At 41.7% G+C, this 24,170-nt stretch carries 22 protein-coding genes; 17 read left to right on the forward strand and 5 right to left on the reverse strand.

Features of this window, described 5'->3' with window-relative positions; translation table 11 throughout:
• The first annotated feature begins 3 nt into the window (after positions 1-3).
• The 7 genes from ACRWQM_RS13250 to ACRWQM_RS13280 all read left to right on the forward strand — a co-directional run bounded on the left by ACRWQM_RS13250 (position 4) and on the right by ACRWQM_RS13280 (position 6,415).
• Positions 4-1,410 carry an FAD-dependent oxidoreductase gene (locus ACRWQM_RS13250; RefSeq protein WP_434930289.1) on the forward strand — a complete coding sequence of 469 codons (1,407 nt, stop codon included), beginning with the start codon at positions 4-6 and terminating at the stop codon, positions 1,408-1,410.
• Positions 1,411-1,625: 215 nt separating this feature from the next.
• On the forward strand, positions 1,626-2,924 hold the full coding sequence (locus ACRWQM_RS13255; RefSeq protein WP_434930290.1) for an amidohydrolase family protein: 1,299 nt from the start codon (positions 1,626-1,628) through the stop codon (positions 2,922-2,924).
• A 162-nt stretch (positions 2,925-3,086) separates the two neighbouring features.
• Positions 3,087-3,779: a 5'-methylthioadenosine/adenosylhomocysteine nucleosidase gene (locus ACRWQM_RS13260; protein WP_226410728.1), complete on the forward strand. Its 693-nt coding sequence runs from the start codon at positions 3,087-3,089 to the stop codon at positions 3,777-3,779.
• Positions 3,780-3,832: 53 nt separating this feature from the next.
• On the forward strand, positions 3,833-4,855 hold the full coding sequence (locus ACRWQM_RS13265; RefSeq protein WP_434928547.1) for a cobalamin biosynthesis protein: 1,023 nt from the start codon (positions 3,833-3,835) through the stop codon (positions 4,853-4,855).
• Between the two features lie 69 nt (positions 4,856-4,924).
• Positions 4,925-5,314, forward strand: coding sequence for a DUF2721 domain-containing protein (locus ACRWQM_RS13270; RefSeq protein WP_434928546.1), 390 nt, complete (start codon positions 4,925-4,927; stop codon positions 5,312-5,314).
• Positions 5,311-5,937, forward strand: a complete 627-nt coding sequence (locus ACRWQM_RS13275) for a trimeric intracellular cation channel family protein (protein WP_226410731.1) — start codon at positions 5,311-5,313, stop codon at positions 5,935-5,937. Before ACRWQM_RS13270 ends, ACRWQM_RS13275 begins: the two co-directional genes overlap by 4 nt.
• Positions 5,938-6,004: 67 nt before the next feature.
• A complete protein-coding gene (locus ACRWQM_RS13280) occupies positions 6,005-6,415 on the forward strand; it encodes a nuclear transport factor 2 family protein (protein WP_226416005.1) in 411 nt (136 codons plus the stop codon).
• 90 nt (positions 6,416-6,505) lie between these two features.
• On the opposite strand, the gene tyrS is transcribed toward ACRWQM_RS13280, so the two are convergent.
• A complete protein-coding gene (gene tyrS, locus ACRWQM_RS13285) occupies positions 6,506-7,702 on the reverse strand; it encodes a tyrosine--tRNA ligase (RefSeq protein WP_434930291.1) in 1,197 nt (398 codons plus the stop codon).
• A gap of 134 nt (positions 7,703-7,836) precedes the next feature.
• On the opposite strand from tyrS, the gene ACRWQM_RS13290 reads away from it, so the two are divergent.
• From ACRWQM_RS13290 to ACRWQM_RS13305, 4 genes are all read left to right on the forward strand, one after another.
• Positions 7,837-9,309 (forward strand): peptidoglycan DD-metalloendopeptidase family protein, encoded by a 1,473-nt coding sequence (locus ACRWQM_RS13290; RefSeq protein WP_434928545.1) that lies wholly within the window; start codon positions 7,837-7,839, stop codon positions 9,307-9,309.
• Between the two features lie 102 nt (positions 9,310-9,411).
• Positions 9,412-10,524, forward strand: a complete 1,113-nt coding sequence (locus ACRWQM_RS13295) for an anhydro-N-acetylmuramic acid kinase (protein WP_434930292.1) — start codon at positions 9,412-9,414, stop codon at positions 10,522-10,524.
• A 272-nt stretch (positions 10,525-10,796) separates the two neighbouring features.
• Positions 10,797-11,183, forward strand: coding sequence for a DUF2750 domain-containing protein (locus ACRWQM_RS13300; protein WP_235086055.1), 387 nt, complete (start codon positions 10,797-10,799; stop codon positions 11,181-11,183).
• Positions 11,184-11,187: 4 nt separating this feature from the next.
• Positions 11,188-11,718: a hypothetical protein gene (locus tag ACRWQM_RS13305; RefSeq protein WP_434930293.1), complete on the forward strand. Its 531-nt coding sequence runs from the start codon at positions 11,188-11,190 to the stop codon at positions 11,716-11,718.
• Between the two features lie 86 nt (positions 11,719-11,804).
• On the opposite strand, the gene erpA is transcribed toward ACRWQM_RS13305, so the two are convergent.
• Together erpA and ACRWQM_RS13315 are read right to left on the reverse strand one after the other, a co-directional pair.
• Entirely contained in the window at positions 11,805-12,155 is a 351-nt protein-coding gene (erpA, locus tag ACRWQM_RS13310; protein ID WP_226410737.1) for an iron-sulfur cluster insertion protein ErpA, read from the reverse strand.
• Between the two features lie 94 nt (positions 12,156-12,249).
• Positions 12,250-12,972, reverse strand: coding sequence for a DUF6776 family protein (locus ACRWQM_RS13315; RefSeq protein WP_434928542.1), 723 nt, complete (start codon positions 12,970-12,972; stop codon positions 12,250-12,252).
• A 63-nt stretch (positions 12,973-13,035) separates the two neighbouring features.
• Between ACRWQM_RS13315 and ACRWQM_RS13320 the strand changes: the two genes are divergently transcribed.
• The 5 genes from ACRWQM_RS13320 (at position 13,036) to nhaD (ending at position 19,904) form a co-directional block, all read left to right on the forward strand.
• Positions 13,036-14,760, forward strand: a complete 1,725-nt coding sequence (locus ACRWQM_RS13320) for a chloride channel protein (RefSeq protein ID WP_434928541.1) — start codon at positions 13,036-13,038, stop codon at positions 14,758-14,760.
• A gap of 9 nt (positions 14,761-14,769) precedes the next feature.
• A complete protein-coding gene (locus ACRWQM_RS13325; protein WP_434930294.1) occupies positions 14,770-15,879 on the forward strand; it encodes a glucosaminidase domain-containing protein in 1,110 nt (369 codons plus the stop codon).
• A gap of 121 nt (positions 15,880-16,000) precedes the next feature.
• Complete coding sequence (locus ACRWQM_RS13330) at positions 16,001-17,020, forward strand: aspartate carbamoyltransferase (protein ID WP_226410741.1); 1,020 nt, start codon at positions 16,001-16,003, stop codon at positions 17,018-17,020.
• Between the two features lie 27 nt (positions 17,021-17,047).
• Positions 17,048-18,334 (forward strand): glutamate-1-semialdehyde 2,1-aminomutase, encoded by a 1,287-nt coding sequence (hemL, locus tag ACRWQM_RS13335; RefSeq protein WP_434928539.1) that lies wholly within the window; start codon positions 17,048-17,050, stop codon positions 18,332-18,334.
• Positions 18,335-18,656: 322 nt separating this feature from the next.
• On the forward strand, positions 18,657-19,904 hold the full coding sequence (nhaD, locus tag ACRWQM_RS13340; RefSeq protein WP_434928538.1) for a sodium:proton antiporter NhaD: 1,248 nt from the start codon (positions 18,657-18,659) through the stop codon (positions 19,902-19,904).
• A 95-nt stretch (positions 19,905-19,999) separates the two neighbouring features.
• Here nhaD and ACRWQM_RS13345 read toward each other — a convergent pair whose 3' ends face one another.
• On the reverse strand, positions 20,000-21,082 hold the full coding sequence (locus tag ACRWQM_RS13345) for a general secretion pathway protein GspB (protein WP_434930295.1): 1,083 nt from the start codon (positions 21,080-21,082) through the stop codon (positions 20,000-20,002).
• Entirely contained in the window at positions 21,082-22,752 is a 1,671-nt protein-coding gene (locus ACRWQM_RS13350) for an AAA family ATPase (protein ID WP_434930296.1), read from the reverse strand. Before ACRWQM_RS13350 ends, ACRWQM_RS13345 begins: the two co-directional genes overlap by 1 nt.
• 128 nt (positions 22,753-22,880) lie before the next feature.
• Between ACRWQM_RS13350 and ACRWQM_RS13355 the strand changes: the two genes are divergently transcribed.
• Positions 22,881-24,107: a multifunctional CCA addition/repair protein gene (locus tag ACRWQM_RS13355; RefSeq protein ID WP_434930297.1), complete on the forward strand. Its 1,227-nt coding sequence runs from the start codon at positions 22,881-22,883 to the stop codon at positions 24,105-24,107.
• Positions 24,108-24,170: the final 63 nt, after the last annotated feature.

A 24,170-nucleotide genomic window follows, 5' to 3' on the forward strand; every position in this document is an offset into this window, starting at 1 on the left:
AACATGAGTAATGATTTTCAATTTATCGAAGTGGGTCGTATTGACCCAACCAAGCACGCGGCAGAAAAACGTGCGACTCAGTTTATTGAGATTTATCAGCCGTTCACCCAGCCAGAAGTCAGTGCTCAAGCCGATCGCTGCTTAGACTGTGGTAATCCATATTGTGAATGGAAATGCCCGCTGCATAACTACATCCCTAACTGGCTTGAGCTAGCCAAACAAGGACGCATAATGGAAGCGGCAGATTTGGTGCATGAAACCAACACGCTACCTGAAGTTTGTGGCCGAGTGTGTCCACAGGACCGCTTATGTGAAGGTGCATGTACCTTAAATGATGACTTTGGTGCAGTCACTATAGGCAGCGTAGAAAAATACATTACCGATACCGCGATAGCCCAAGGCTGGCGTCCAGACTTATCCAATGTAACCCCGCGTAAAGAGCGCGTGGCAATTATTGGAGCCGGCCCTGCTGGTCTTGGTTGTGCTGACATTCTTGCCCGTAACGGTGTACAAGCGGTAGTTTATGACAAATACCCTCAAATTGGTGGTTTACTAACCTATGGTATTCCATCATTTAAGTTAGATAAAACAGTTATGGCCACCCGTCGCTCTGTAATGGAAGGTATGGGTATTCAATTTAAATTGAATACCACTATTGGCAAAGATATCAGTTTTCAAAGTTTATTAGACCAATACGATGCGGTCTTCTTAGGCATGGGAACTTACACTGCAATGCCAGCTAAGTTACCTAATGAAGATGCACAGGGTGTATTGCAAGCTTTGCCTTATCTGATTGGCAACACTCACAAAGTGATGGGCACAAGTGACGACAGCACGCCTTATATTAGCCTAGAAGGCAAAAATGTGGTCGTACTAGGCGGTGGTGACACTGCCATGGATTGTGTTCGAACAGCTATTAGACAAGGCGCCAAAAGCGTCACCTGTGCTTATCGTCGTGATGAGGCCAACATGCCAGGGTCTGCACGTGAAGTTCAAAATGCCCGCGAAGAAGGCGTTAAATTCCTTTTTAATCGCCAACCGGTTGCTGTTACAGCTGATAATGGCGTGGTAGTGGGTATTGAATGCGTTGAAACCCAAATGGGTGACGCGGATGCCTCTGGACGTCGTCGTGCAGAAGTGATTGCCGGCAGCGAGCAAGTATTAGAAGCTGATGCGGTTATTGTGGCGTTTGGTTTCCAGGCCAGCCCTGCGCCTTGGTTTGATGATTTTGGAATCGAAACCAATGAATGGGGATTAGTTAAAGCGAAAAAATCTGATGCCAATCCATTCCAAACCACTAACCCAAAAGTGTTCGCTGGTGGCGACATGGTCAGAGGGTCCGACTTAGTGGTTACCGCTATTGCCGAAGGGCGTGATGCTGCATTAGGCATTTTAAACTTTATTGACTAAACAAAAGAGTTTGCTTGTGAATTTGCACACCTTCTGGTGTGCTTTTTTTTGTCTATTGATAACTCATCTCCTTTTTTGGAAATCATAAAATCGACAAACCCTGTTACAAACTCACCTACCAACCGGCTACTTATTGATAACAACCCTTCTTAAACATAGCGTATGATAAATTCCAATCCTTTGAATCTCATATAACAATAAAGGAGCCATACCTAATGGCCTTATTAAAATCGACTTCACTTAAATTAACCATAAATAACGCCCTACTTCTCGCTTTAGGTTTATCTGTTTCAAGTGCCGTTTTAGCACAGGATACGCTTATTATTGCCGATGCCTATGTTGATGTAGCCAAAGGTAAAACTGTTAAAGATGTGGCGATTATTGTCACTGACAATCAAATCAGTAAAGTCACTAAACAAGCTGATATCACCAATCAGCAGGATTACACCGTCATTGATTTAAGCGGTAAAACCTTAGTGCCAGGGGTAATGGACATGCATGTGCATTTATCTGGTGATGCTGATGATAACTTTCTCGAAGCTCAAAATGATTCCGTGCCCCGTCAAACAGTAAAAGCAGTTAAAAATGCCCAAAAAACCTTGATGGCAGGCTTTACCACTGTGCGAGACTTAGGTGCTTCGGGTTACTCAGTCATTGCTACACGTGACGGTATTAACGCCGGCGATATTATCGGACCGCGCATTTGGGCGGTAGGTCACGCCATTAGCGTGACCGGAGGCCATTGCGACGACAACTTTTCTGCCCCAGAAAAACAGTCAAAAGCACAGGGCGTAGCCGATGGTCCATGGGCCGTGCGTGCAAAAGTGCGCGAAAACATCAAGTACGGCGCTAATGCAATTAAAATATGTGCCACTGGCGGCGTATTCTCAAAAGGGACACAAGTCGGTATTCAGCAATTAAGCGATGAAGAAATTAAAGCCGCTGTGGATGAAGCCCATATGCAAGGCATGGTCATTGCGGCACACGCCCATGGAACGAGTGGCATCAAAGCGTCGATCAAAGCGGGAATTGATAGTATTGAGCATTGCAGCTTTATGGATGCTGAAGCGATTAAGATGGCTATTGATGCTGGCACTTACTTATCCTGCGATATTTACAATACCGAGTATACCTTAGCATTTGGTGAGGCTAATGGTGTACCAGAAGCGAATATCAATAAAGAAAAGCAGGTTTCACAAGCGCAGCGTGATAGTTTCAGAAAAGCCGTCAAAGCCGGCGCTAAAATGGTATTTGGCTCTGATGCAGCGATTTATCCCCATGGTGATAATGGCAAACAGTTTTCGCGTATGGTGACGTTTGGTATGACGCCCATCCAAGCATTGCAAGCCGCGACCATCAATAGTGCCGCGTTATTAAAACAACAAAACTTGGGTCAAATTAAAGCAGGCTTTTTAGCCGATATTATTGCGGTTGATGGTGATCCCCTTGAAAACATCAGCCTGATGGAAAACGTCAGCTTTGTGATGAAAGACGGTATTGTTTATAAAAAATAGTCCGGGGATAGCTGGCTGTATCAACAACCAGACAAACTGTGGCTATAGCCGCAGTTTGTCGTTTTATCGTTTTATATTAGATTGAGTTTTTCACAAAGCACACTTCTGCATGGTATATTATTGGCCTAATAAATTTGCATAAAACTGTTTAAGGTCACCCCCATGAAAATCGGTATTATCGGCGCTATGGAGCCCGAAGTCGTTCATCTTGTCCAAGCCATTCATTCTCCTGTGCATACCACCATTGCCGGTATTGAGTTTATAAGTGGTAAAATTGCAGATAAAGACGTGGTTGTTACCCGCTCAGGCATTGGCAAAGTAGCCGCAAGTATTGCAACAACGTTACTGATTGAAAAGTTTTCAGTCAGTCATGTGGTTAACACCGGCTCTGCGGGTGGATTTGTTGATGACTTAGCCATTGGTGATATTGTTATATCATCTGAAGTGCGTCACCACGATGTTGATGTCACCGCATTTGGTTATGAAATTGGCCAAATGGCACAGCAACCTGCGGCATTCATTCCAAATGCTGAATTAGTCAAAGCGGCACAACAAGCGGTTTCATCTCTCGGTGAGGTTAAAGCTATTGAAGGGTTAATTTGTACTGGCGACAGCTTTATTTGCGATCCAGAGCGCACTAAAATCATGCGAGCTAACTTCCCAACAATGGCAGCATGTGAAATGGAAGGCGCTGCTATTGCACAGGTTTGTCACCAATTTAACACCCCGTTTGTGATCATTCGCTCACTGTCTGACAATGCTAATAATGACTCACCTGTCGATTTTGACTCGTACATCATTAAAGCAGGCCATCATTCGGCTATGATGGTCATGGCATTGCTGCAACAATTGTAATGTCACAACAAGGTTAACCCCCTTAATGGTATGAGTTTGCGAAGGATACCAATATGAACAATCTACTTTTGCAAAATGAGCTCATACAAGGCTGCTTAGTGCTTATAGCGGCCATTGCAGCGGCGCAACTTGCGCCACTGCCCAAACACTGGCAACCCTTATTATGGTTTAGGTTATTAGCGGCTCAATTAGCGGCAAAGGTGAATCACCCAAACCGCTCAATATCGCAGCAAATGACGGCAGGAATATTAGCGACTTTATTGCTGGTCATTCCCATCACAACAATCGCAGCCTTTTTCCTTGAGCTTGCAGCCTATGGTTGGTTTTTTGATTTTCTGATATTGTATGTTTGCATCAGCGATTACCAATTTACTCATCAAGCAAAGCGCATTCAAACAGCCCTTGAAAAAAATAACAATGCCTCCGCCAAAGTCATACTAGCGCCATGGGTCAGTCAAAGTACCCAACGGCTATCCAGCATGGGGTTATGTAAAACCACTATTGAAAAAACACTAAGTGCGCCTATTTATGGCAGTATTGCCAGTGTGATATTTTTTGCTTTAGGTGGCTCAACTATGGTTATCGCTGCGCATCTACTTAAACAATTAGAGCTGTGCTGGCCCCCCTACCAACCTAAGTTTATTAACTTTTCTAGTTTTGTCGGCCAATTTAATCGGCTATTGTTTTTTATCCCTAGATTATTGTGGCAATTTTCATTAGCCATACAGTTTGGTCAGCTCGGCGCTAAAAGCATTGCTATTACCGACAAGGTCACTCAAGGGCTAAATAATGATTTCAGTGTGATACACCTAGGCGCTAATTTACTGAAAGTTGAGCTAGGCGGACCGCAACAATTTATAATACAGCCATCGGCTTCTAAAACACTCAGTTATACAAAAGGGGTTGCTGTTGAAAACGCTTTTGAAAAAGTGAATTTAACCAAAATTTTAGCAGGACCTTTACCTCAATATCAGCATATTCATATTGCGATCAAGGCGGCTCAAAATGGTAAGTTTTTCTTTTTAGCATTAGCTATTTTATTGCCTTTGTTATGGGCATTGCTGCAAAATATGTAAATCGTTAGCCAAAAGCGGTATCATCTGCGGCTGCTTGTTTTATATATCCTCGTTTATAGGAAAGTGACCTTGTTCGATAATTTACATGTTTCATTAACGACTCCGGCCTTATTGTTTCCGGCAATTTCGTTACTTTTGCTGGCGTATACCAATCGTTTTTTTGCACTAGCGGCGCTTATCCGGCAGCTAAGCGAACGAGGTAAACCTGTCAATGACGAACAAATCAAAAACCTCAAACAGCGTATTAATCTGATCCGTAAAATGCAAGAAGCGGGGGTCAGCAGTTTTGCTTTGTGCGTCTTATGCATGATTTTTTTGTATACCGGATTTAATCAAATCGGCTCAGTTATTTTCGGATTAAGCCTACTCTTGTTACTTTACTCGTTGATTTTATCAGTGATTGAAATTCGTATTTCGGTTGATGCACTTAACATTCATTTAAAAGAGTTAAGTAAATGATCCAGTGGATTTACTTTTTTGATCTCTGCGGGACAGCAGTATTTGCCCTATCAGGGGCCTTAGCTGCAGGCAAGCATCGTATGGATCCTTTCGGCGTAACGGTATTAGCCTCAGTAACCGCAATTGGCGGCGGCAGTATACGTGACGCATTATTGGGTTCTACACCGGTTTTTTGGATTACCGATCCCAATTACATCATAGTGATTTTAGCCACTGTGGTTGCTTGTTTGATTTTGGTCCGCAAACCCCATAAATTACCCAACATTACGCTGCCTGTTGCTGATGCCCTAGGCTTAGCACTTTTTACCGTTATTGGTGCTCAAAAAGCTCTATTACTGGGTCATTCAGGCATGATTGCAGTAGTAATGGGATTAATAACTGGCGTTGGTGGTGGCATTATTCGTGATGTACTATGTCGACAAGTTCCCATGGTATTACGGACAGAAATTTATGCTACCGCCTCTATTATTGGCGGGATCTGTTATACCTTGAGCTTACTGTCAGGAATAGATAGTATGACCTCGATGTTTTTAGCCATGGCTAGCACGCTTATCATTAGATTAAGTGCAATCCGCTGGCATCTTTCCTTACCAGCATTCGATTTAAAAACAAAGAGACCTTGATGTGCGTTTAATTAGCCTACTATTTTGCTTGTTATTGAGTGTTCAAACTCATGCGAATATTGGTGATATGCCAGCAGAGCAACAGCTTGCAATTCAATATATTGAAGCCTATACCGACCACGATTTTAGAACGTTAAAACAGTTTTATACCCGTGAGAGCGTATTTTTTGATAAAACCGCTGGGGTAGAATATAAAGGCGAGCGCCAGATTATTGCTTTTCTAACCCGCGCCCATGAAGGTGTGCTTGAATACCGACTTAATATCGAGCATATGTTTAACAATGGTGCCATTGTGGTCATCATCGGCAGCTATAGCTTACGTGGTCCAGGGGATCAGTATGGCAAGCCAGATAAAATTATTGATATAGCGGTTCCGGGGGTTACTACCCTAAAGTTTGATATGAAAACCCAACGCTTAATAGAACATATGGATCTGATGGATTACCAAACAATGGCCGATCAGCTGGAATCTCAATAAACAATTCACCTTAACCTTAAATTCAGACAATAAAAAAGGCTCCAAAGAGCCTTTTTGTTGTCTACACTGCGGTATTTTATACAGTGACGTTTAATTAAGCACGACTTTAGCAAACTTGCGTTTACCGACCTGAACTACGGCTTCAAAACCTGCGTTAAACACTTGACGACTATCTTCTACTTTCTCACCATCAAATTTCACCGCACCTTGTTTTATCATCCGCATACCATCAGAGGTTGAGCCAACTAGACCTGCATCTTTAAGTAAGTTAGCAATCGCTAACCCCTCACCAGCAGAAAGTGTTACTGTTTCAATATCTTCAGGAATCGCACCTTTTTGGAAGCGATTAATAAACTCTTGGTGGGCAGCTTCTGCTGCTGCTTCATCATGAAAGCGTGCAATGATTTCTTTGGCTAAGGTAATTTTAATATCACGCGGATTTGTGCCATTTTCCATATCAAGCTTGAAGCCTGCTATTTCTTCTAGCGGGCGGAAAGACAGTAATTCAAAATAACGCCACATCAAGTCATCTGAAATAGACATAATTTTGCCAAACATTTCGTTTGCAGGCTCACTGACGCCAATATAGTTGTGGGCTGATTTAGACATTTTCTTTACACCGTCTAAACCTTCAAGCAGAGGCATCATAATCACAGTTTGTGGTTTTTGACCTTCTGCTTTTTGTAATTCACGTCCCATAAGTAGGTTAAACTTTTGGTCGGTGCCACCTAGCTCAACATCGGCTTGCAATGCTACTGAATCGTAACCTTGCAATAGTGGGTACATAAATTCGTGGATCGCAATAGACTGTCCTGACGCATAACGTTTTTTAAAGTCATCACGTTCCATCATACGCGCTACCGTTTGCTGTGAAGCTAAACGGATCATTCCAGCAGCGCCTAATGGTTCTAACCAACTAGAATTGAACTCAATACGTGTTTTGGCCGGATCCAAAATCTTATAAACTTGCTCTTTATAGGTTTCAGCATTAGCAAGCACTTGCTCACGTGTTAGCGGCGGACGAGTGCTATTTTTGCCACTCGGGTCGCCAACCATGCCGGTAAAGTCACCAATTAAGAAAATGACTTCATGACCAAGCTCTTGGAAGGTACGCATTTTATTTAAAATGACAGTATGCCCTAGATGGATATCTGGCGCGGTTGGATCTGCGCCTAACTTAATCCTAAGTGGTCGTCCTTCTTTAAGTTTTTCAATGAGATCAGCCTCAAGTAAAATTTCATCCGTACCACGTTTGATCTCTGCCAACACTTGATCTAATTCAGCCATCTCTACTGCAACTCCTAGAGCGTAATCATTAACAAATAAAAATAAAGAGGACTATGTTACTTGTTAGCCACAGCAAATGAAAGAGTGTACACTTAGCCAATAACAACAAGAGTGAGAAATTGGTAACTGAGTCAATGGCAAAGCTGATTACATTATTTAAGTTGCTGCCTAAAGCGCACCAAATAGCCTTAGCTACATTAGCTATATTTACTTCTATGATTTTGGTATTTCCATCAGAGGATGCACAAGCTTCTAAGCAGACATCATCAGATGAATTATCATTGCTAACAACCGACTCAGGTTCATCGGTGCCATTAGCTTTTAGAAACCCTAGCGCCCCAAAAGTAGCAGATAAAAATAACCCACCATTATCAGCCCCAACAGCAGATGATGAAATTTTTGCTGCACATTTAAATACCCTGTCACCAGACTCAGAAGCAGACCAGGTGATTGACAATTTAGCTAGTGAGTTAGAAACCCAAAAGCAGGCAATTCAACAAGCCAATGAAGCGGCTGATCCTAATGCTCTGTATGCTGAATATTATGAAGTGGCAAAAGGCGATACATTAGGGGGTTTATTTAACCGTGCAGGCCTAACGGCTAAAGATGTTTACGACATCACTAGTTTACCTATCGCGAAAAAGAATTTACTTAAAATTATTCCAGGTGAAGAAATTGCTATCAGCAAGAATGCCCAAGGTGAATTAGCCGAGCTAAGTTACCGCATGGATAAAATATCGACCTTGGTAATTTCTAAAGCAAACGATAAATATCAAGAAGTGGTGAATAAGAAAAAATTAGAAACACGCCAATCATTTATTACTGCCAAAATTAAAAGTAATTTCTGGACAGCTGCTGCTGATGCAGGTTTGTCAGCAAATCATATTATGCAATTGGCTAACATCTTAGGCTGGGACATAGACTTTGCGTTAGATATTCGTAAAAACGACCATTTCTCACTTATTTTTGAACAAGAATATGCCGACGGCCAGTTTATTCGTACTGGCAACATTCTTGCGGTAGAGTTTGTAAACCAAGGCGAGCGCTATACCGCCATTCGCTATAAAGATGGCCAATATTACTCGGAAAACGGCAACAGTATGCGTAAACCATTTTTACGCTCACCCGTTGATTTTAAATACGTTAGCTCTAACTTTAACCCAAGACGACTGCATCCTGTAACAGGTCAAATAAAAGCCCACCGTGGTGTAGATTATGTTGCGGCTATTGGTACCCCAATTAAAGCTGCGGGGCGCGGTAAAGTGGTTGAGGCGGGTTATAATCAATTTAATGGTAACTATGTGTTCATTAAGCACAATGATACCTATACCACTAAGTATCTGCATTTAAATGCTCGTAAAGTTAAACGTGGCGATATGGTAAAACAAAGCCAAGTAATTGGAACTCTAGGACGCACAGGTCGCGTGACTGGCGCGCATTTACACTACGAGTTTATCGTCAACGGTGTACATAGAAACCCTAGAACAATTAATCTACCCAAGTCTGAACCCATTGAGCGCAGTGAAAGAGGCAAGTTTGCAAATGTAAGCAAGCTATTAATGGCTCAACTAAAATCACACCAAACACAAATGGTTGCCAGTAACTAACGCACTCAATAATCAGCTTTCAATTTATTAACCAATATAAGCGTTAACGACTAACCTTATATTGGTTAAGCATCACTTTTAGCTCAATTAAGGAAATTTTTCATGTCTGAGCCAGAATATTATATTGGTCTTATGTCCGGTACGAGCATGGATGGTGTTGATGCAGTATTAGTTGATTTTAGTCACGGTTATCCGCAACTTATTAGTGCTCATACTGAAGAAATTCCGGGACATTTACTCAGAGGTCTCCAACGTCTTTGCCAACCCTCAACCGATGAAATCAACCGCTTAGGTCGGTTAGATCGCAGTATGGGTTTGTTATTCGCAAAAGCTGTTAATCAGCTACTAACCCATGCCAGTGTTAGTCCGAGCCAGGTTATCGCGATTGGCTCACATGGCCAAACGGTCAGACACATGCCTAATTTAGAAATGGGTTTTACCTTACAAATAGGTGACCCCAATACTATCGCCGTAGAGACGGGTATTGATGTTATTGCTGACTTTCGCCGCAAAGATATTGCATTAGGCGGTCAAGGCGCACCTCTGGTTCCGGCCTTTCATCAACAAATTTTTGCCAAACCTGATACCCGACGAGTCATTTTAAATATTGGCGGTATTGCCAATATCACCTACCTTCCGGGTGATTCTAATAAAGTTATCGGTTTTGACACTGGTCCTGGTAATAATCTGATTGATGCTTTTATCCAACAAGTCCAAGAACTCCCTTTTGATAAGGATGGTGAGTGGGCAGATTCAGGTAACTCAAACCCTGAACTATTAAAACAGCTTTTGTCTCATTCTTATTTTTCGTTAGCTTACCCTAAAAGTACTGGGCGCGAACTTTTCAACCAAGCTTGGCTTGAACAGCAGTTATCTGAATTTAGTCATTTAGATCAAGAAGACATTCAATCTACATTACTTGATTTAACTTGCCACAGCATAGCAAACGACGTTAATAAGCTGAGTGCCACAGGCGAGCTTTATGTTTGCGGCGGCGGCGCACTTAACAAAGCACTAATGCGTCGACTCGCCTTATTAGTACCTGGCTATAAGGTGGCTACCACAACAGACATAGGTATTGACCCTAAATGGGTTGAAGGATTTGCCTTTGCCTGGCTTGCCATGCGCTATCACCGTCAATTACCGGCTAATTTACCTGCAGTCACAGGTGCCAGTAGAGAAGCAGTGTTGGGCGGACGATACTCAGCAAAATAATGTGTCGTAATGTCTGTTTGATCTCACATGCTTAATTCAAAGTGGGTTATTTGAAATTGCATACCATCAATACTGTTTAAACAGACCAGATTTAGGCTAGTTTTACCCCATCACATTAATCATTTTGTGTTCAACGTTCAATTCATAAAAGTCCGCATAACTGCGGACTTTTCTTTTTCAAATAATCCTGTCAGTGGTATCATGCGCCAATATTTAGTTTTTAATCGGCATACGCATAACTGTATTGCTGATTGCTGCCATATGAGAATCGCATGAGTATTAAACAAAAAAGTGTTGCCGAATTACTACAACTAACGCCTGAAGGCCGTTATGACTATATGATTGAGCAAGTCAAAAGTCACAAAATGATTTGGTCTTTGCAAGATAGTGATGGTTGCGTCATGCTAACCACTGAAGATGAAGACTGTATTCCGATGTGGCCATCAGAAGAAACGGCTGCACTGTGGGCTGTTGATGACTGGAAAGATTGCGAGCCATTAGCCATTCCCCTTGATGAATTTCAAGAGCGCTGGGTTAGCGGCATGGAAGATGATGATTTATTTATTGCAGTATTCCCAGTACAAGAAGATCTAGGTGTCGTTGTGCCACCTTTTGAAGTAGATCAACGCTTAACCTCTAAAGACACCACAAAGCATTAACCTTATGAATAATCCAATGGATGCTAAAGCCAAATTAATCAACGAAACAGCTGATGATATATCTTCGAAGGTTGATATAGAACAAGCCAAGGTTGATGAAAAGAGCAAACCTGATGTCATAAAACCTAAGTTGCCAAAGCGTTTAACGGCATTAATGTTGGTTTACACTGTGGCATCCATTAGCGGTTTAATGGCTGCGGGTTCTGTTTCAGAGTTAAGTGCCATGCTATGCCTGTTAACATTACTAATGGTTGTGGCGGTATTTGGTCGTCAAAAAGCAGCCCTGTATATGTTAAGAGGTTACAGCGCTTTGCAATTAGCATTTTACAGTTTTTTACCCGTACTCATGTATGACCCTGATAATTTAGTAGCCGGGCCAACAACAATGGACTTTGGGTTATTTCAAGCGGTAGTATCTGATTGGGTCATTTTTAGTGCGTTGATTATAATAGGTATAATACAGGTTTGGATTAGCTTTAATGCTAAGGTTAAGGCGTGGTTTAAACCACGGCAGAATATGAATATCATGAGTTAGTTCCAATAAGTAAATCCTAAGCACAAAAAAAGCCGTCTGATGACGGCTTTTTGTTTTCTTGCTAAGTATCAATCAATAAGATTGGCTTATACCGAGAAGCTTGCGCCACAACCACAGGTTGTTGTGGCATTTGGATTCTTAACGAAGAAGCGTGAACCTTCTAAACCTGATGTGTAATCCACTTCACCACCCATAAGATACTGCAAGCTCATTGGATCAACCACTAGCTGTACGCCTTGCTTTTCAATAGTGAAGTCACCTTCGTTTACTTTCTCATCAAAAGTAAATCCATACTGAAAACCTGAACAACCACCGCCGGTAACATAAACTCGCAGTTTTAATTCAGGGTTCTGTTCTTCTTCTAACAGCCCTTTTACCTTGCTCGCCGCCGCATCGGTAAATTGTATCGGCATTGCTGCATCAGTTTGTTCAGTCATTATTACCTCTTACTTCAATTTTCTGCTGCGAATTATCTAATACCTGACTGTTTTGTTCAAGTATTACCCGCGCTTCTTTTTTACAGCCTGTGACTTAAGTACCTGTTGAAACGATATCTTCAATATTATATACCTGCTCAACCACCCCGCCTTTAATACCACGGGCAGGCTTAACCTTCACTTTTATCCTAACACGCTGCAGGGTAAAGCCGTCCGGCAAAGTAACATCGACATCCATTATATGGAAATATTTAAAGTCGATATTATATTTTTTACCTGTCAATTTAGTTAAATTCAACTCAGATACTTGATTGTTTTGCACTCCAATAAAATCAGCATCAATTGCCGCGGTTAAATTAGCTTGGCGTTTTTGTTGTTGAGTTAGAATAACTTTAAGCTGCTGTTGCTCTGGTAATATACCGCGGTTAAGCTCTACTCCATGAATTAAAACACCTTCAACCTCAGCATCTGGCACCATTAAGCTACGATAAAACGACAGCTCTTTTTCAAGACTTTTTTGATGAATTAATTGATCGCTAAACATTTTCTGCAAGTTTTTATTGGCTTCTTGTTCTATAGTTAGCGCAAGGTTACGACTGGCGAGCGCTTTGGCTTGCAGATCAAGTTCGAGTATAAGCTTACGTTTACCACTTTCACTATTAGGTGCAGCTTCAGGTGCAAATGACAACCATATTTGATGACATAGTGCACCAGTGATAAATGCAATGAGCACTAATGTAATTAAATAAGTGCTTGAAGCGCGCTTTTTACGCTCAATTACTTTTAACTTATCCAGTAAACGATGATAATTTAGCATTAGGTAACAAGCCCTTAATAAAATACAATGTCCAAGTTAACACAGGGAAGCAAGAGCATCACAGTGCAACTTAAACTCAACAAAGCTGCCATTATTCACGCCAAGAGGGCAACACGCAAATATCTGAATAATGAATTTCGCGATAAATTATCACAGGCGAAGATCAGTGTTCAATTATGTGCATTAGCATTACTGTTTGCGATTATTGCATCCAGTGTGATTATTCTATTCCGTTTACTGCTAGTTTGGGCAGATATTTACAGTCATACCGACGCCACCCACTTAAACAATATCCTTGTAGACTGGCGTACCTACCTGCCTTTAATTGGCGCCTTGCTCATTTGGTTATTATCCCTATTGGGCTCTAAGCGCTATCGCCGTATGGGCATAGCTTATGTGTTACATAGATTCAAAATGCATTACGGTAAAGTGCCACTTCAATCTGCTGCTGGACAATTTTTTCAAGCATTAATTGCACTCGTCACTAACTTCTCAGTCGGTCGTGAAGGCCCTGCGATTCATTTAGGTGCTGTGAGTGCCAGTGTAATGGCCGAGAAATTTAAATTACCTGACAACAGTGTCCGTATTATGTGTGCAAGTGGTATTGCAGCAGGAATAGCCGCCACCTTCAACGCCCCATTAGCCGCAGTGCTTTTCGTATTTGAAGTGATTGTCAGAGAATATAAAATACATTACTTTTTCCCGATTATGTTGTCAGCCATTTGCGGTGCGGTATCAAGCCAAATTGTATTTGGTAATGTGCACGAATATGACCTGATTAACGTTATTCGTATTCCACTAGACCATTACCCTATTTTACTACTGGGCGGTTTGGGCCTAGGTTGCACCGCCGCACTGTTCAACCACACTTTATTAAAAGTCACTGCCACGGGCCAACATTGGCCATTAATATATCGGTTACTCATTGCGGGAACGGTTACCACCATCATTGGCATATTATTGCCCCAAGCACTCGGTTCAGGCGATTTAGCGATACACGAAGCCATTAGCGAATCACCTAGCTTATGGTTTTTAATCGCCTTATTGTTAGGCAAAATGTTAGCGACAATTGCCGCCATTGGTTTAGGTGTACCTGGAGGATTAATTGGCCCCTTATATGGTATAGGGGCTTTAGTTGGCGCTATTTTAGCCTTAATCAGCAGTGCTCTATTTCCATCTATTGCGCCCTATGTAGGTCTTTATACCGTAATAGGCATGACGGCTATGATGGGAGTATGTTTAAGTGCGCCACTTGCTGCATTAGTTGCTTTACTTGAGTTAACCAATGACGCCTCCATTATTTTACCGGCAATGTTTGTCACAATCCCCGCTTTTTTAGTTGCTTATCAAGGATTCAATACTAGCTCTATTTTTATTAAACAACTTGAAATAATGGGATTAGATTATAAAGTCGCGCCGATGAATCAGGGGCTGCAGAAAAAAGGTGTGCGGGTATTGATGAATAGGCGTTTCGTTGTAGTCAATGACGATAACGAATTATTACTTGAAGTATTAAAACGCGCCGAAGGTCGACCTGTGTTAGTCCGTAATGCAGAAGGCCAAATTGAAATGTTACGCTTAGAAATTCAGTCATTTGAGGATGCAACCACCCTATCCCGCCACCCAATGGTTGGCTTACCTGACTCAGCTACACTGAATGAAGCTTATGAAGCATTAGCGGCTAAACGCACAGGAGAAGTGTATATTTACCGTAACAGCCCTAACAATGTCATTGGCGTGATCAGCTGGGCAAACTTACTCCAAGAAATACGCTCCGGACAAGAATAGGCAAAATATATGAAGATAATAAGCAAAAGAGCATGGGCATTTGTGTGCTTATTGGCCCTATTTATAGCAATTTATGTCGCCATAATATCAGCAAAAAATACCACTTCAAAAAACGATACACACGAGTCAGCTAAGCATATAGCAACCGTGGCGACAGAAATCGAAACTAGCAATAATGATCAAACTTCCTCATTGGATATTCAGGTTGCACCTTTAACTGAGTTTACTGATAACTTACCCGATCAACTGCAAAATAGTTTTGCGTTAATCTCAGATAATCGCCCCACAAAAAAACCTAAAAAAGTGCTGGTATATTCTCTAGACAATATCAAAAATCTATTTGATTCAATTAACTATAACTCAAAAAGTTGGCAGCAAGGTAATCGCGAAGTTCCTCGTTTGACCTTTGAAACCGTCACTGAAAAATGGCAGCAAAACGCCCATAACATTCCGGTTGATGAAAAGAAAATGATTTTCTTCCGCCTAATGGCACCCCTCATTTTACTCAGTAATGAAAAAATGTTGCTAGAACGGCGATATATTGAAATTAGCGCTAACGATGACGACACAGTATTGAAGTTAGCTCAAAAATATAAAGTCATCGACTCAACCGCATTAGAGAGCAAGACAACTCTAACCGATGAACAAAAAGCGACTCTACTTAATAGAGTTGATATTGTGCCGCCTTCGTTAGTCTTAGCACAGGCAGCGGAAGAAAGTGGCTGGGCAACCTCACGTTTTACTGTTGAAGGTAACGCTTTTTTTGGCCAATGGGACTTTAGCGGTAACGGTATGATGCCTAAACAGCAACGCACAGAATTAGGTAATTACGGTATCGCGCGTTTTGATTCGCCACTTGAATCCGTTATAGGTTATTTAATCAATATCAACACCCATGATGCCTATCAAGAACTGCGTAATTTACGCGCTAAATTTCGGCAAAACAATCAACCGATTACCGGTCTTGAACTTGCTGGTACATTAGATAAGTATTCTGAACGTGGTCAGGCTTATATTGACGGTCTGCGCAACATGATTAGCTACAACCAATTAGAACAAGTAGATGAGGCTTATTTATCTGACGATGATCCCATCCATTTGATGACAGGTAATCCGTAAGCTAGTTTATCTGTACAAAATAGTCTGCTACAATTTCGTCTCAGCCCCCCTACATAACTTGGGTAGATTAACTGCTTCCAAAAGTCAGTGATTTACCCCCTAAACATTGGAAATTAGGCTGATGACTCAGTTCGAAGGTTCGCATATCCTTTCCGTAAACCAGTTAAATCTGGATTCAATTGCCACTATTTTTGATGTTGCTAATAAAATGACCCCCTATGCTTTGCGTGAAAAACGCACCAAAGTATTAGAAGGCGCGATTCTGGGTAACTTATTTTTTGAACCCAGTACTCGAACCCGTGTCAGCTTTGGTTGTGCGTTTAACTTACTAGGCGGACATGTACGTGAAACAACAGGAATGGCGTCTTCCTCACTATCTAAAGGTGAATCCTTGTATGACACGGCTCGCGTGTTATCGACCTATTCTGATGTGATCGCCATGCGCCACCCAGATGCCTACTCAGTAAAAGAGTTTGCTGAAGGCAGTCGAGTACCGGTGATTAACGGGGGTGACGGTCCAAATGAGCACCCGACACAGGCATTACTGGATTTATTTACCATTAAAAAAGAACTCAGCCATTCAGGCATGGGCATTGATGGTATGCATATAGCTATGGTCGGTGATTTAAAATACGGCCGTACAGTGCATTCGTTATCACGTTTGCTTTGCATGTATAAGAACATTCAGTTCACATTAATTTCACCCACTGAATTAGCAATGCCTGATTATGTGATCACTGACATTGAAAATGCTGGCCATAAGATCAAAATAACCGAACAACTTGAAGGTAATTTACATCAGGCGGATATTCTTTATTTAACCCGAATTCAAGAAGAGCGCTTCCCTTCACAGGAAGAAGCCAACAAGTATCGGGGTAAATTCCGTTTAAATCACAATATTTACACCCAACATTGCAAGTCAAACACAGTGATCATGCATCCTTTGCCACGCGACTCTCGTGAACAGGCAAATGAACTCGACAATGATTTAAATAGTCATCCTAGTTTGGCTATTTTTCGTCAAGCCGATAATGGCCTGTTGATCCGCATGGCATTGTTTGCACTAACCTTGGGTGTTGAAAATCAACTCGAAAAATATGAGTGTCCAGTTAACTGGTATTCACGTAAAGCTGATCGTTAATCAGCGGCAATAAATTAAGGATTAAAGATGACCCGTTCCGAAACACTATTTGAACAGGCTAAAAAAACCATTCCAGGCGGCGTAAATTCGCCAGTTCGCGCATTCAACGGCGTTGGTGGTTCACCATTATTTATCGAAAAAGCCGACGGTGCTTATATCTATGATGCCGATGGTAAAAAATATATCGATTATGTCGGGTCATGGGGACCGATGATTTTAGGCCATAATCATCCTAAAATTCGCCAAGCGGTACTCGATGCTGTTGAAAATGGTTTATCTTTTGGTGCACCAACAGAGCTTGAAGTTAAAATGGCTGAAAAAGTCATTTCAATGGTGCCATCAATAGAACAAGTTCGTATGGTCAGTTCTGGTACTGAAGCCACCATGAGTGCAATTCGTTTAGCCCGTGGTTTTACTAACCGTGACAACATTTTAAAATTTGAAGGCTGTTACCACGGTCATGCTGACTGCTTATTAGTAAAAGCTGGTTCTGGTGCATTAACGTTAGGACAACCAAGTTCTCCTGGTATTCCAGAAGATTTTGCTAAACACACCTTAACTGCAACCTATAACGACCTTGATTCTGTGCGCGCTATATTTGAACAGAATCCTGAAAGTATCGCTTGTATCATCCTTGAGCCTGTTGCCGGCAACATGAACTGTATTCCACCAGTGGAAGGATTTTTACAAGGTTTACGTACAATTTGTGATGAATTTGGTGCGTTACTTATTATTGATGAAGTCATGACAGGTTTCCGCGTCTCTATGAGCGGTGCACAGGGTCATTACGGCGTAACGCCAGACTTAACCACACTAGGTAAAGTCATTGGCGGCGGCATGCCTGTAGGCGCATTTGGTGGCCGTAAAGATATCATGCAGTTCATTGCTCCAACCGGCCCTGTCTATCAAGCTGGTACCTTGTCTGGTAACCCTATTGCAATGTCAGCAGGTTTAGCCCAAATGGATGCATTATGTGAGCCCGGTTTATACCAAGCGCTTGCAGATAAAACTAAACGCGTGGCAGAGGGCTTCAAAGCTGCTGCAGACAAGCATGGTATTCCATTAAATATTACTTATGTGGGCGGCATGTTTGGTTTCTTCTTCACTGAAGATAAAACGCCAATGACCTCATTTGCCCAAGTGACAAAATGCAACATGGAGCACTTCCGTCATTTTTATCATGCTATGTTAGATGAAGGTATTTATTTGGCGCCAAGTGCTTATGAAGCAGGCTTCATGTCAATGGCCCATGGTGATGCTGAAATTGAATATACTCTAGCCGCCGTTGACCGTATTTTTGCGGCAATGAAATAAATCGGCCTTATCGTTTAAGTCTATTTTAGCTTAGACAAACTGTTGATAACAAAAATAGGATAAATAACTCAGTTGTTTATCCTATTTTTATTTGTATTAACAAATTCCTACTTATCTTCTCTGTAATCATTTTTTATCCACTACTTTGGTCGATTATTAACAAAATAACTGTGATCTCAGTTGCGAAATCCGCTGTTGTGTGATTTGATCGCCCCGCCATACGGGAAGCTTAATTTAACCTTAAAATGGGGTTGAGTTAGGTTAGCAAAAATTCACGGTAATGATGTTGATTACCTACAACACAAAAGTTGGAATTGCAGTCATGCTACACACATTTCTTATCTCACTTGCGGTACTTGCATTGTTAAGTATCGTGCTTGAAGAAGTTACCCATATCAATAAAGCCAAGACAACCTTGTTTTTAGGCTGTATTTCCTGGATAACCTTATTTATTGCAGCTCAGACCCCTGAGAAAACAGCTATTATCTCAACAGAATTAAATGAAAACATATTAGAAATTGCCACCTTATGGCTCTTTTTAATGTCAACAATGACTTTTGTGGCCTATCTGAATGCCAAAGGCATGATCCAAATGGTAGTGCAAAAAATATTCCCGCAGCAGGTTTCTGTTCGAGTGCTAATGGTACAAGTGGGTTTTTTCTCACTCATACTCTCAACATTTTGTGACAACGTCACCGCGACCTTAGTGTCATTAGGCTTATTAACAACCTTTAACTTAGACAGCCAAATGCGTCGTCGTATGGCCGTGTTAATTATTTTTGCAGTTAACTCGGGTGGTGTGGCACTTATTACGGGCGATGTAACTACCTTGATGATTTTCCTCGCCGGTAAAGTGCATATTTCAGAGCTGCTAGTGCTGTTAATTCCTGCTTCTGTAAGCGTATTGCTCTTGGCGGTATTATTCTCTTTAAAAGCAGAAGGCTCTGTTAGCACCACACCCGTCGCACAAACATACCAAACCATTGACATTATCATAGGGTTAATCTTTTTAACCACAATTGTGTTAACTATGGTGTTGAACGTGCTATTTGGCATTCCGCCGGTACTGACTTTCTTAGCCGGTTTATCTGTGATGTTTTTAGTGGGCCGCAGCAGTAAATCTAAAGATGAAGAAGTACAGATTTTAGAATACATTCGTCAGGTCGAATTCGATACTCTGTTATTCTTCCTTGGTATTTTATTACTGGTCGGTATGCTTAAAGAAATTGGTACATTGCAATTATTGACTGAAGTCTATTCAATGTATGACCCAAGTATTTCTAACTTTTTTGCTGGCGTAGGTTCAGCAGTGCTAGATAACGTGCCGCTAACGGCTGCTTTACTAAAAGCGGATCCTGTATTAACAACCTCACAGTGGCTAGGACTAACTTACTCTGTGGGCGTGGGTGGGTCGTTATTAGTAATAGGTTCAGCGGCGGGTATCATTGCGATGAGTAAGGTACAAGAACTGACTTTTGTCAGCTACTTAAAATACGTTCCCGCATTATTACTGTGTTATTGCGTCGGATATTCACTGACGTTATTTTTAGCTAATCATCTACATGGCTAATCACAACATAAATAACTCAGCTATGCTTCAGTAAAATCAGCTGAGTTAAGATCAAAAAGGCGCTAATAGCGCCTTTTTTCTTATCACATTAATACCTATATCGCCGGCACTTTAAACTCTTGGCCATTAATCTCTAAAATAATATCCCTTGGGCGAATTTCTATAATAGTTAATTTACCCTGGATCATATCGCCCTGTTGTAACTCTTTACCATCAACATTTAGCCAGCGATTATTGGGGTCGCTTGAATACACATGAGCAACAATATTAAATTCAGGCACGCTAAGCTGCACACTGGCAGGCAGATCCCCGTATTTCGGAATACCTTGTGGCTTTGTGTGAGGAATTGGATCTAACTTGGCTTCAGTGACATCCTTATTAGCTGATTGCTCATATTCAACATCTTTCAATGCCGCTGCAAAAGCACTTGCTAGGTTACTATCACGGCTGGCATCGCGATTACTCTCAGATTGACGCACAGATTTAAAATCCACTTCATTGGCAGCCATATTAACTTGTAACTTCAACGCTTCTAATTCTTTTAATCCGCGCTGATTAGCATTAGCCCCTAAAATAATTGGCTCAATCTCTTCAATATCATTGTTTTGAATCACATTAGACTGCTGATAAGCCTGCTGTAATTGTTGATCGTACTGCTGACTCAGTTGTTGTAATTGAGTTAACGACAACTGCTTATCATCCATATTAGTCCCTTGCTGGGAGCTATCATTAAATGAGTTAGTTGATGCTTGATACATCAAGCTAGGTTGCGAGTCTTCAATTGCTACAGCTGCCAATAGAGGCTTAGCCATAGGTAATGCGACCTTACCCGCTAAACTAAACTCTTCACTAACATTGGCCTCGGGCATCACTTCCAAAGCTTGTGAAACAACAACTTGCGGAGCGGATTTTTGTTGCGCAGTAGCAGGCAGGATAGCAGCTTGTTGAGTGTTCTCGCTAACTATTTGAGGCCGCTTATGAGATGCATCCAACAAAGTATCTAAAGCCCAAGCCCCCATAATGGCCGCCGACACTGCAACGCCAAGCAGAGTTAACTTCATAATCATTGGTCGCTTGGGTTTAACCGATGGCAAAACCGGACGCGGCGTCATTATAGCGTCATGCACACCCGTTGATTGTTGTTTTTGCTTGCTAACAGCATCTAATAGTATTGACATTATCGGCGCTCCGCCGCGGTCAATCTTGGTCCAGTTTGGCTTAAATATAAGTTGATTTGGACTAATGTTTGACTACCTGCTATGCCATCGGACTTTAAACCATGCAAACGTTGAAACGACATTATGTGCTGCTCAAGCTGACTATCAAACTGATTGATTAAACGTGCAGGGCGCTGTTCAATCATCGCCAAGCTATTTTCTAACCACTGCACTTGCGCTATGGGTGAGCTTTGACCTATTTCTCTTGGCATCGCTTGCTCCGACTGCCACAGTATTTCAAACGTGCCACTAAAGTGGCGATCAAACCAATCCTTACCAACCCAAAACTGTTGCTCGCCCAATTGCAGTAAAATTTGCTCATATTGGCGCTCAACAATCACGCCATAAAAAGGCGTGATTTTTGAATCTTGCAAATAAACGACCGCAGGGTAATTAAGACGCATAATGCTATTCCAATTACCTTGTTGCTGGTAACACGTTAATCCTTGTTGCAGCGCAGCCTGGCACGGCGATAATTCACTGATAGGCTGCATACCCCATAAACCAAATAATGCCGCAAATGCCACATCAATATTTTGGCTTTGCATCATAGCTTGCTGCATCACCCGTTGTTCTGCATTCAATGCACCTGTATTGGTTGGCACAACTGGAGGCGATACTTGTGCAGTCTCTGAAGTCGGTAATTCAGCCAATGCCTGCTGAGCTTGGTTTTGAAGTGCGGGCGTATTAACCGCTGAGGTTGTCACCTCTGAGGCAACACTTATATCTTGACTACTTTGATTAAATAGATAAAAAGCCCCCGCAAAAGACACTAATGCAGCTGCTGCAATTACACCATACCAAAGCTTATTATGACTTTCTTCTATATCACCTAAAACTTCCTTAGCGGCTTGATCAACCATTTTATGATCAATCGGCACTTTTGATTGGCCGTAACCCGCCATTAATGCCCTTTCACACAACAGGTTAGTTAAGCGTGGAATACCACCACTATAGTGATGTAATCTTCGGATAGATTTAGCGGTAAACAAAGGCTCATGTCGTCCAGCCACTTGTAAACGATGCTGAATATAAAGAGCTAACTCAGCCCCATCTAAGGGCAAAAGATGGTAGCGCGCGGTGATCCGCTGTGCCAGTTGGCGTAAGTCTTGGCGTTTCAGTAATTGTTGTAATTCAGGCTGGCCAATCAAAATAACCTGTAATAATTTTTTGGTATCAGTTTCAAGGTTAGTCAGTAATCTGAGCTGCTCTAATACCTCAGAACGTAAATGCTGTGCTTCATCAATAATCAATACTGTATTGCGGCCATTTTTATGATTATTCAATAAATACTGACTTAATAAATCAGTCAGTTTTTTTATACTCGGATTATCAGCATAGGTAATTCCCAGTTCATCACATAAAGTCGCTAATAACTCTTGCTCAGTTAACGAGGGATTAAGAATAAAAGCGGTATCGGTATTATCAGGTATTTGTTGTAATAAACACCTTGATACCGTGGTTTTTCCGGTACCTACCTCACCTGTTAACAATACAAAACCACCGGTTTCGCCTAAGCCGTAAGTTAAGTGAACCAAAGCCTCTCGATGACGATCACTTAAGAACATGTAATGCGGATTAGGAGCAATGGAAAATGGATTATCATTTAATCCATAAAAAGCTTTATACATACTACTTAGCACCCTTAACAAAAACTGACGGCTCAAGTTAATGCTTGCGAGGGAGCTTGTCAAAAGTTAGCCGCAAAAATCTAACTCTGGTAAGCTTTAACCCATCAATTAGTTAAAAGTGATGTCAAATGAAGATCTTTTTAGTCGGTGGCGCTGTGCGCGATAAATTACTTGGCCTTGCCATCAAAGATAAGGACTTTGTGGTGGTTGGCAGTCATATTGACGAAATGCGGGCACAAGGTTATCAACAAGTCGGTAAAGACTTCCCGGTTTTTTTGCACCCTAAAACCCAACAAGAATATGCCCTTGCCAGAACAGAACGCAAAACGGGTACTGGTTATCAAGGTTTTAGCTGCGATACTTCTAACGATGTGACATTAGAACAGGATTTGCTTCGTAGAGATTTAACCATTAATGCCGTTGCAGAAGATACATCAGGCAAATTGTTTGACCCTTATGGCGGAGTGAATGATATTAAGAGCAGAGTACTGCGTCATGTGTCGGATGCGTTTATTGAGGACCCGCTAAGAGTATTGCGAGTAGCACGTTTTGCAGCGCGCTTTCATCACCTTGGTTTTACTATTGCCCCAGAAACCAAAACCTTAATGCAGCACATTTCAGACTCAGGCGAACTAGCACATTTAACGCCTGAGCGCGTGTGGCAAGAAATAGATAAAGTACTTAGTGGCGATAACCCAGAAATATTTTTCAAAACATTGCGTGACTGCGGCGCCCTAAAAGTTATTTTACCTGAAATTGATATTTTGTTTGGCATCCCACAACCAGAGAAGTGGCACCCTGAAATTGATACAGGTATTCACACTTTAATGGTACTGGAGCAAGCTAGCTTGCTGACAACCGACAAAGCGGTTCGATTTGCGGCATTAACCCATGATGTAGGTAAAGCTGTTAGCCCAAAAGAAACCTTACCCAAACATCATGGCCATGGTCAAAAAGGTGTGCCTATTATCAAACGACTATGTCAACGTTTGCGCGTGCCAAATGAGCATTGTGATTTAGCCATGCTAGTCAGCGACCAGCATCAAAATATTCACAATGCAGCAGAATTACGCGCCGAAACCATTATCAAAGTATTCGATAAAGCCGACTTCTGGCGTAAACCACACAGATTAAAGCAGCTTTTGCTTTGCTGTTACGCTGATATGCGTGGCAGAACTGGCTTTGAACATGCAGATTATCCCCAACAGCACTATCTAGCCGCATGCTTTAAAGTGGCCAGTAATATTGATGTACAACAGATTATATCTGCAGGATTTACCGGCGCCGAAATTAAACAACAGTTACAACTTAAGCGGATTGAGGTGGTCAGTGAGTTTAAGCAAGCTCAAACCTGAAGAATCGACATATAATGCTTATAAAAAACAATAACAAAAATAGGATAAAGCTGTTTTTATTAC

Origin of the sequence: Shewanella sp. HL-SH5 (assembly GCF_051163755.1) — a bacterium.
Taxonomy (GTDB): Bacteria; Pseudomonadota; Gammaproteobacteria; order Enterobacterales; family Shewanellaceae; genus Shewanella; species Shewanella glacialimarina.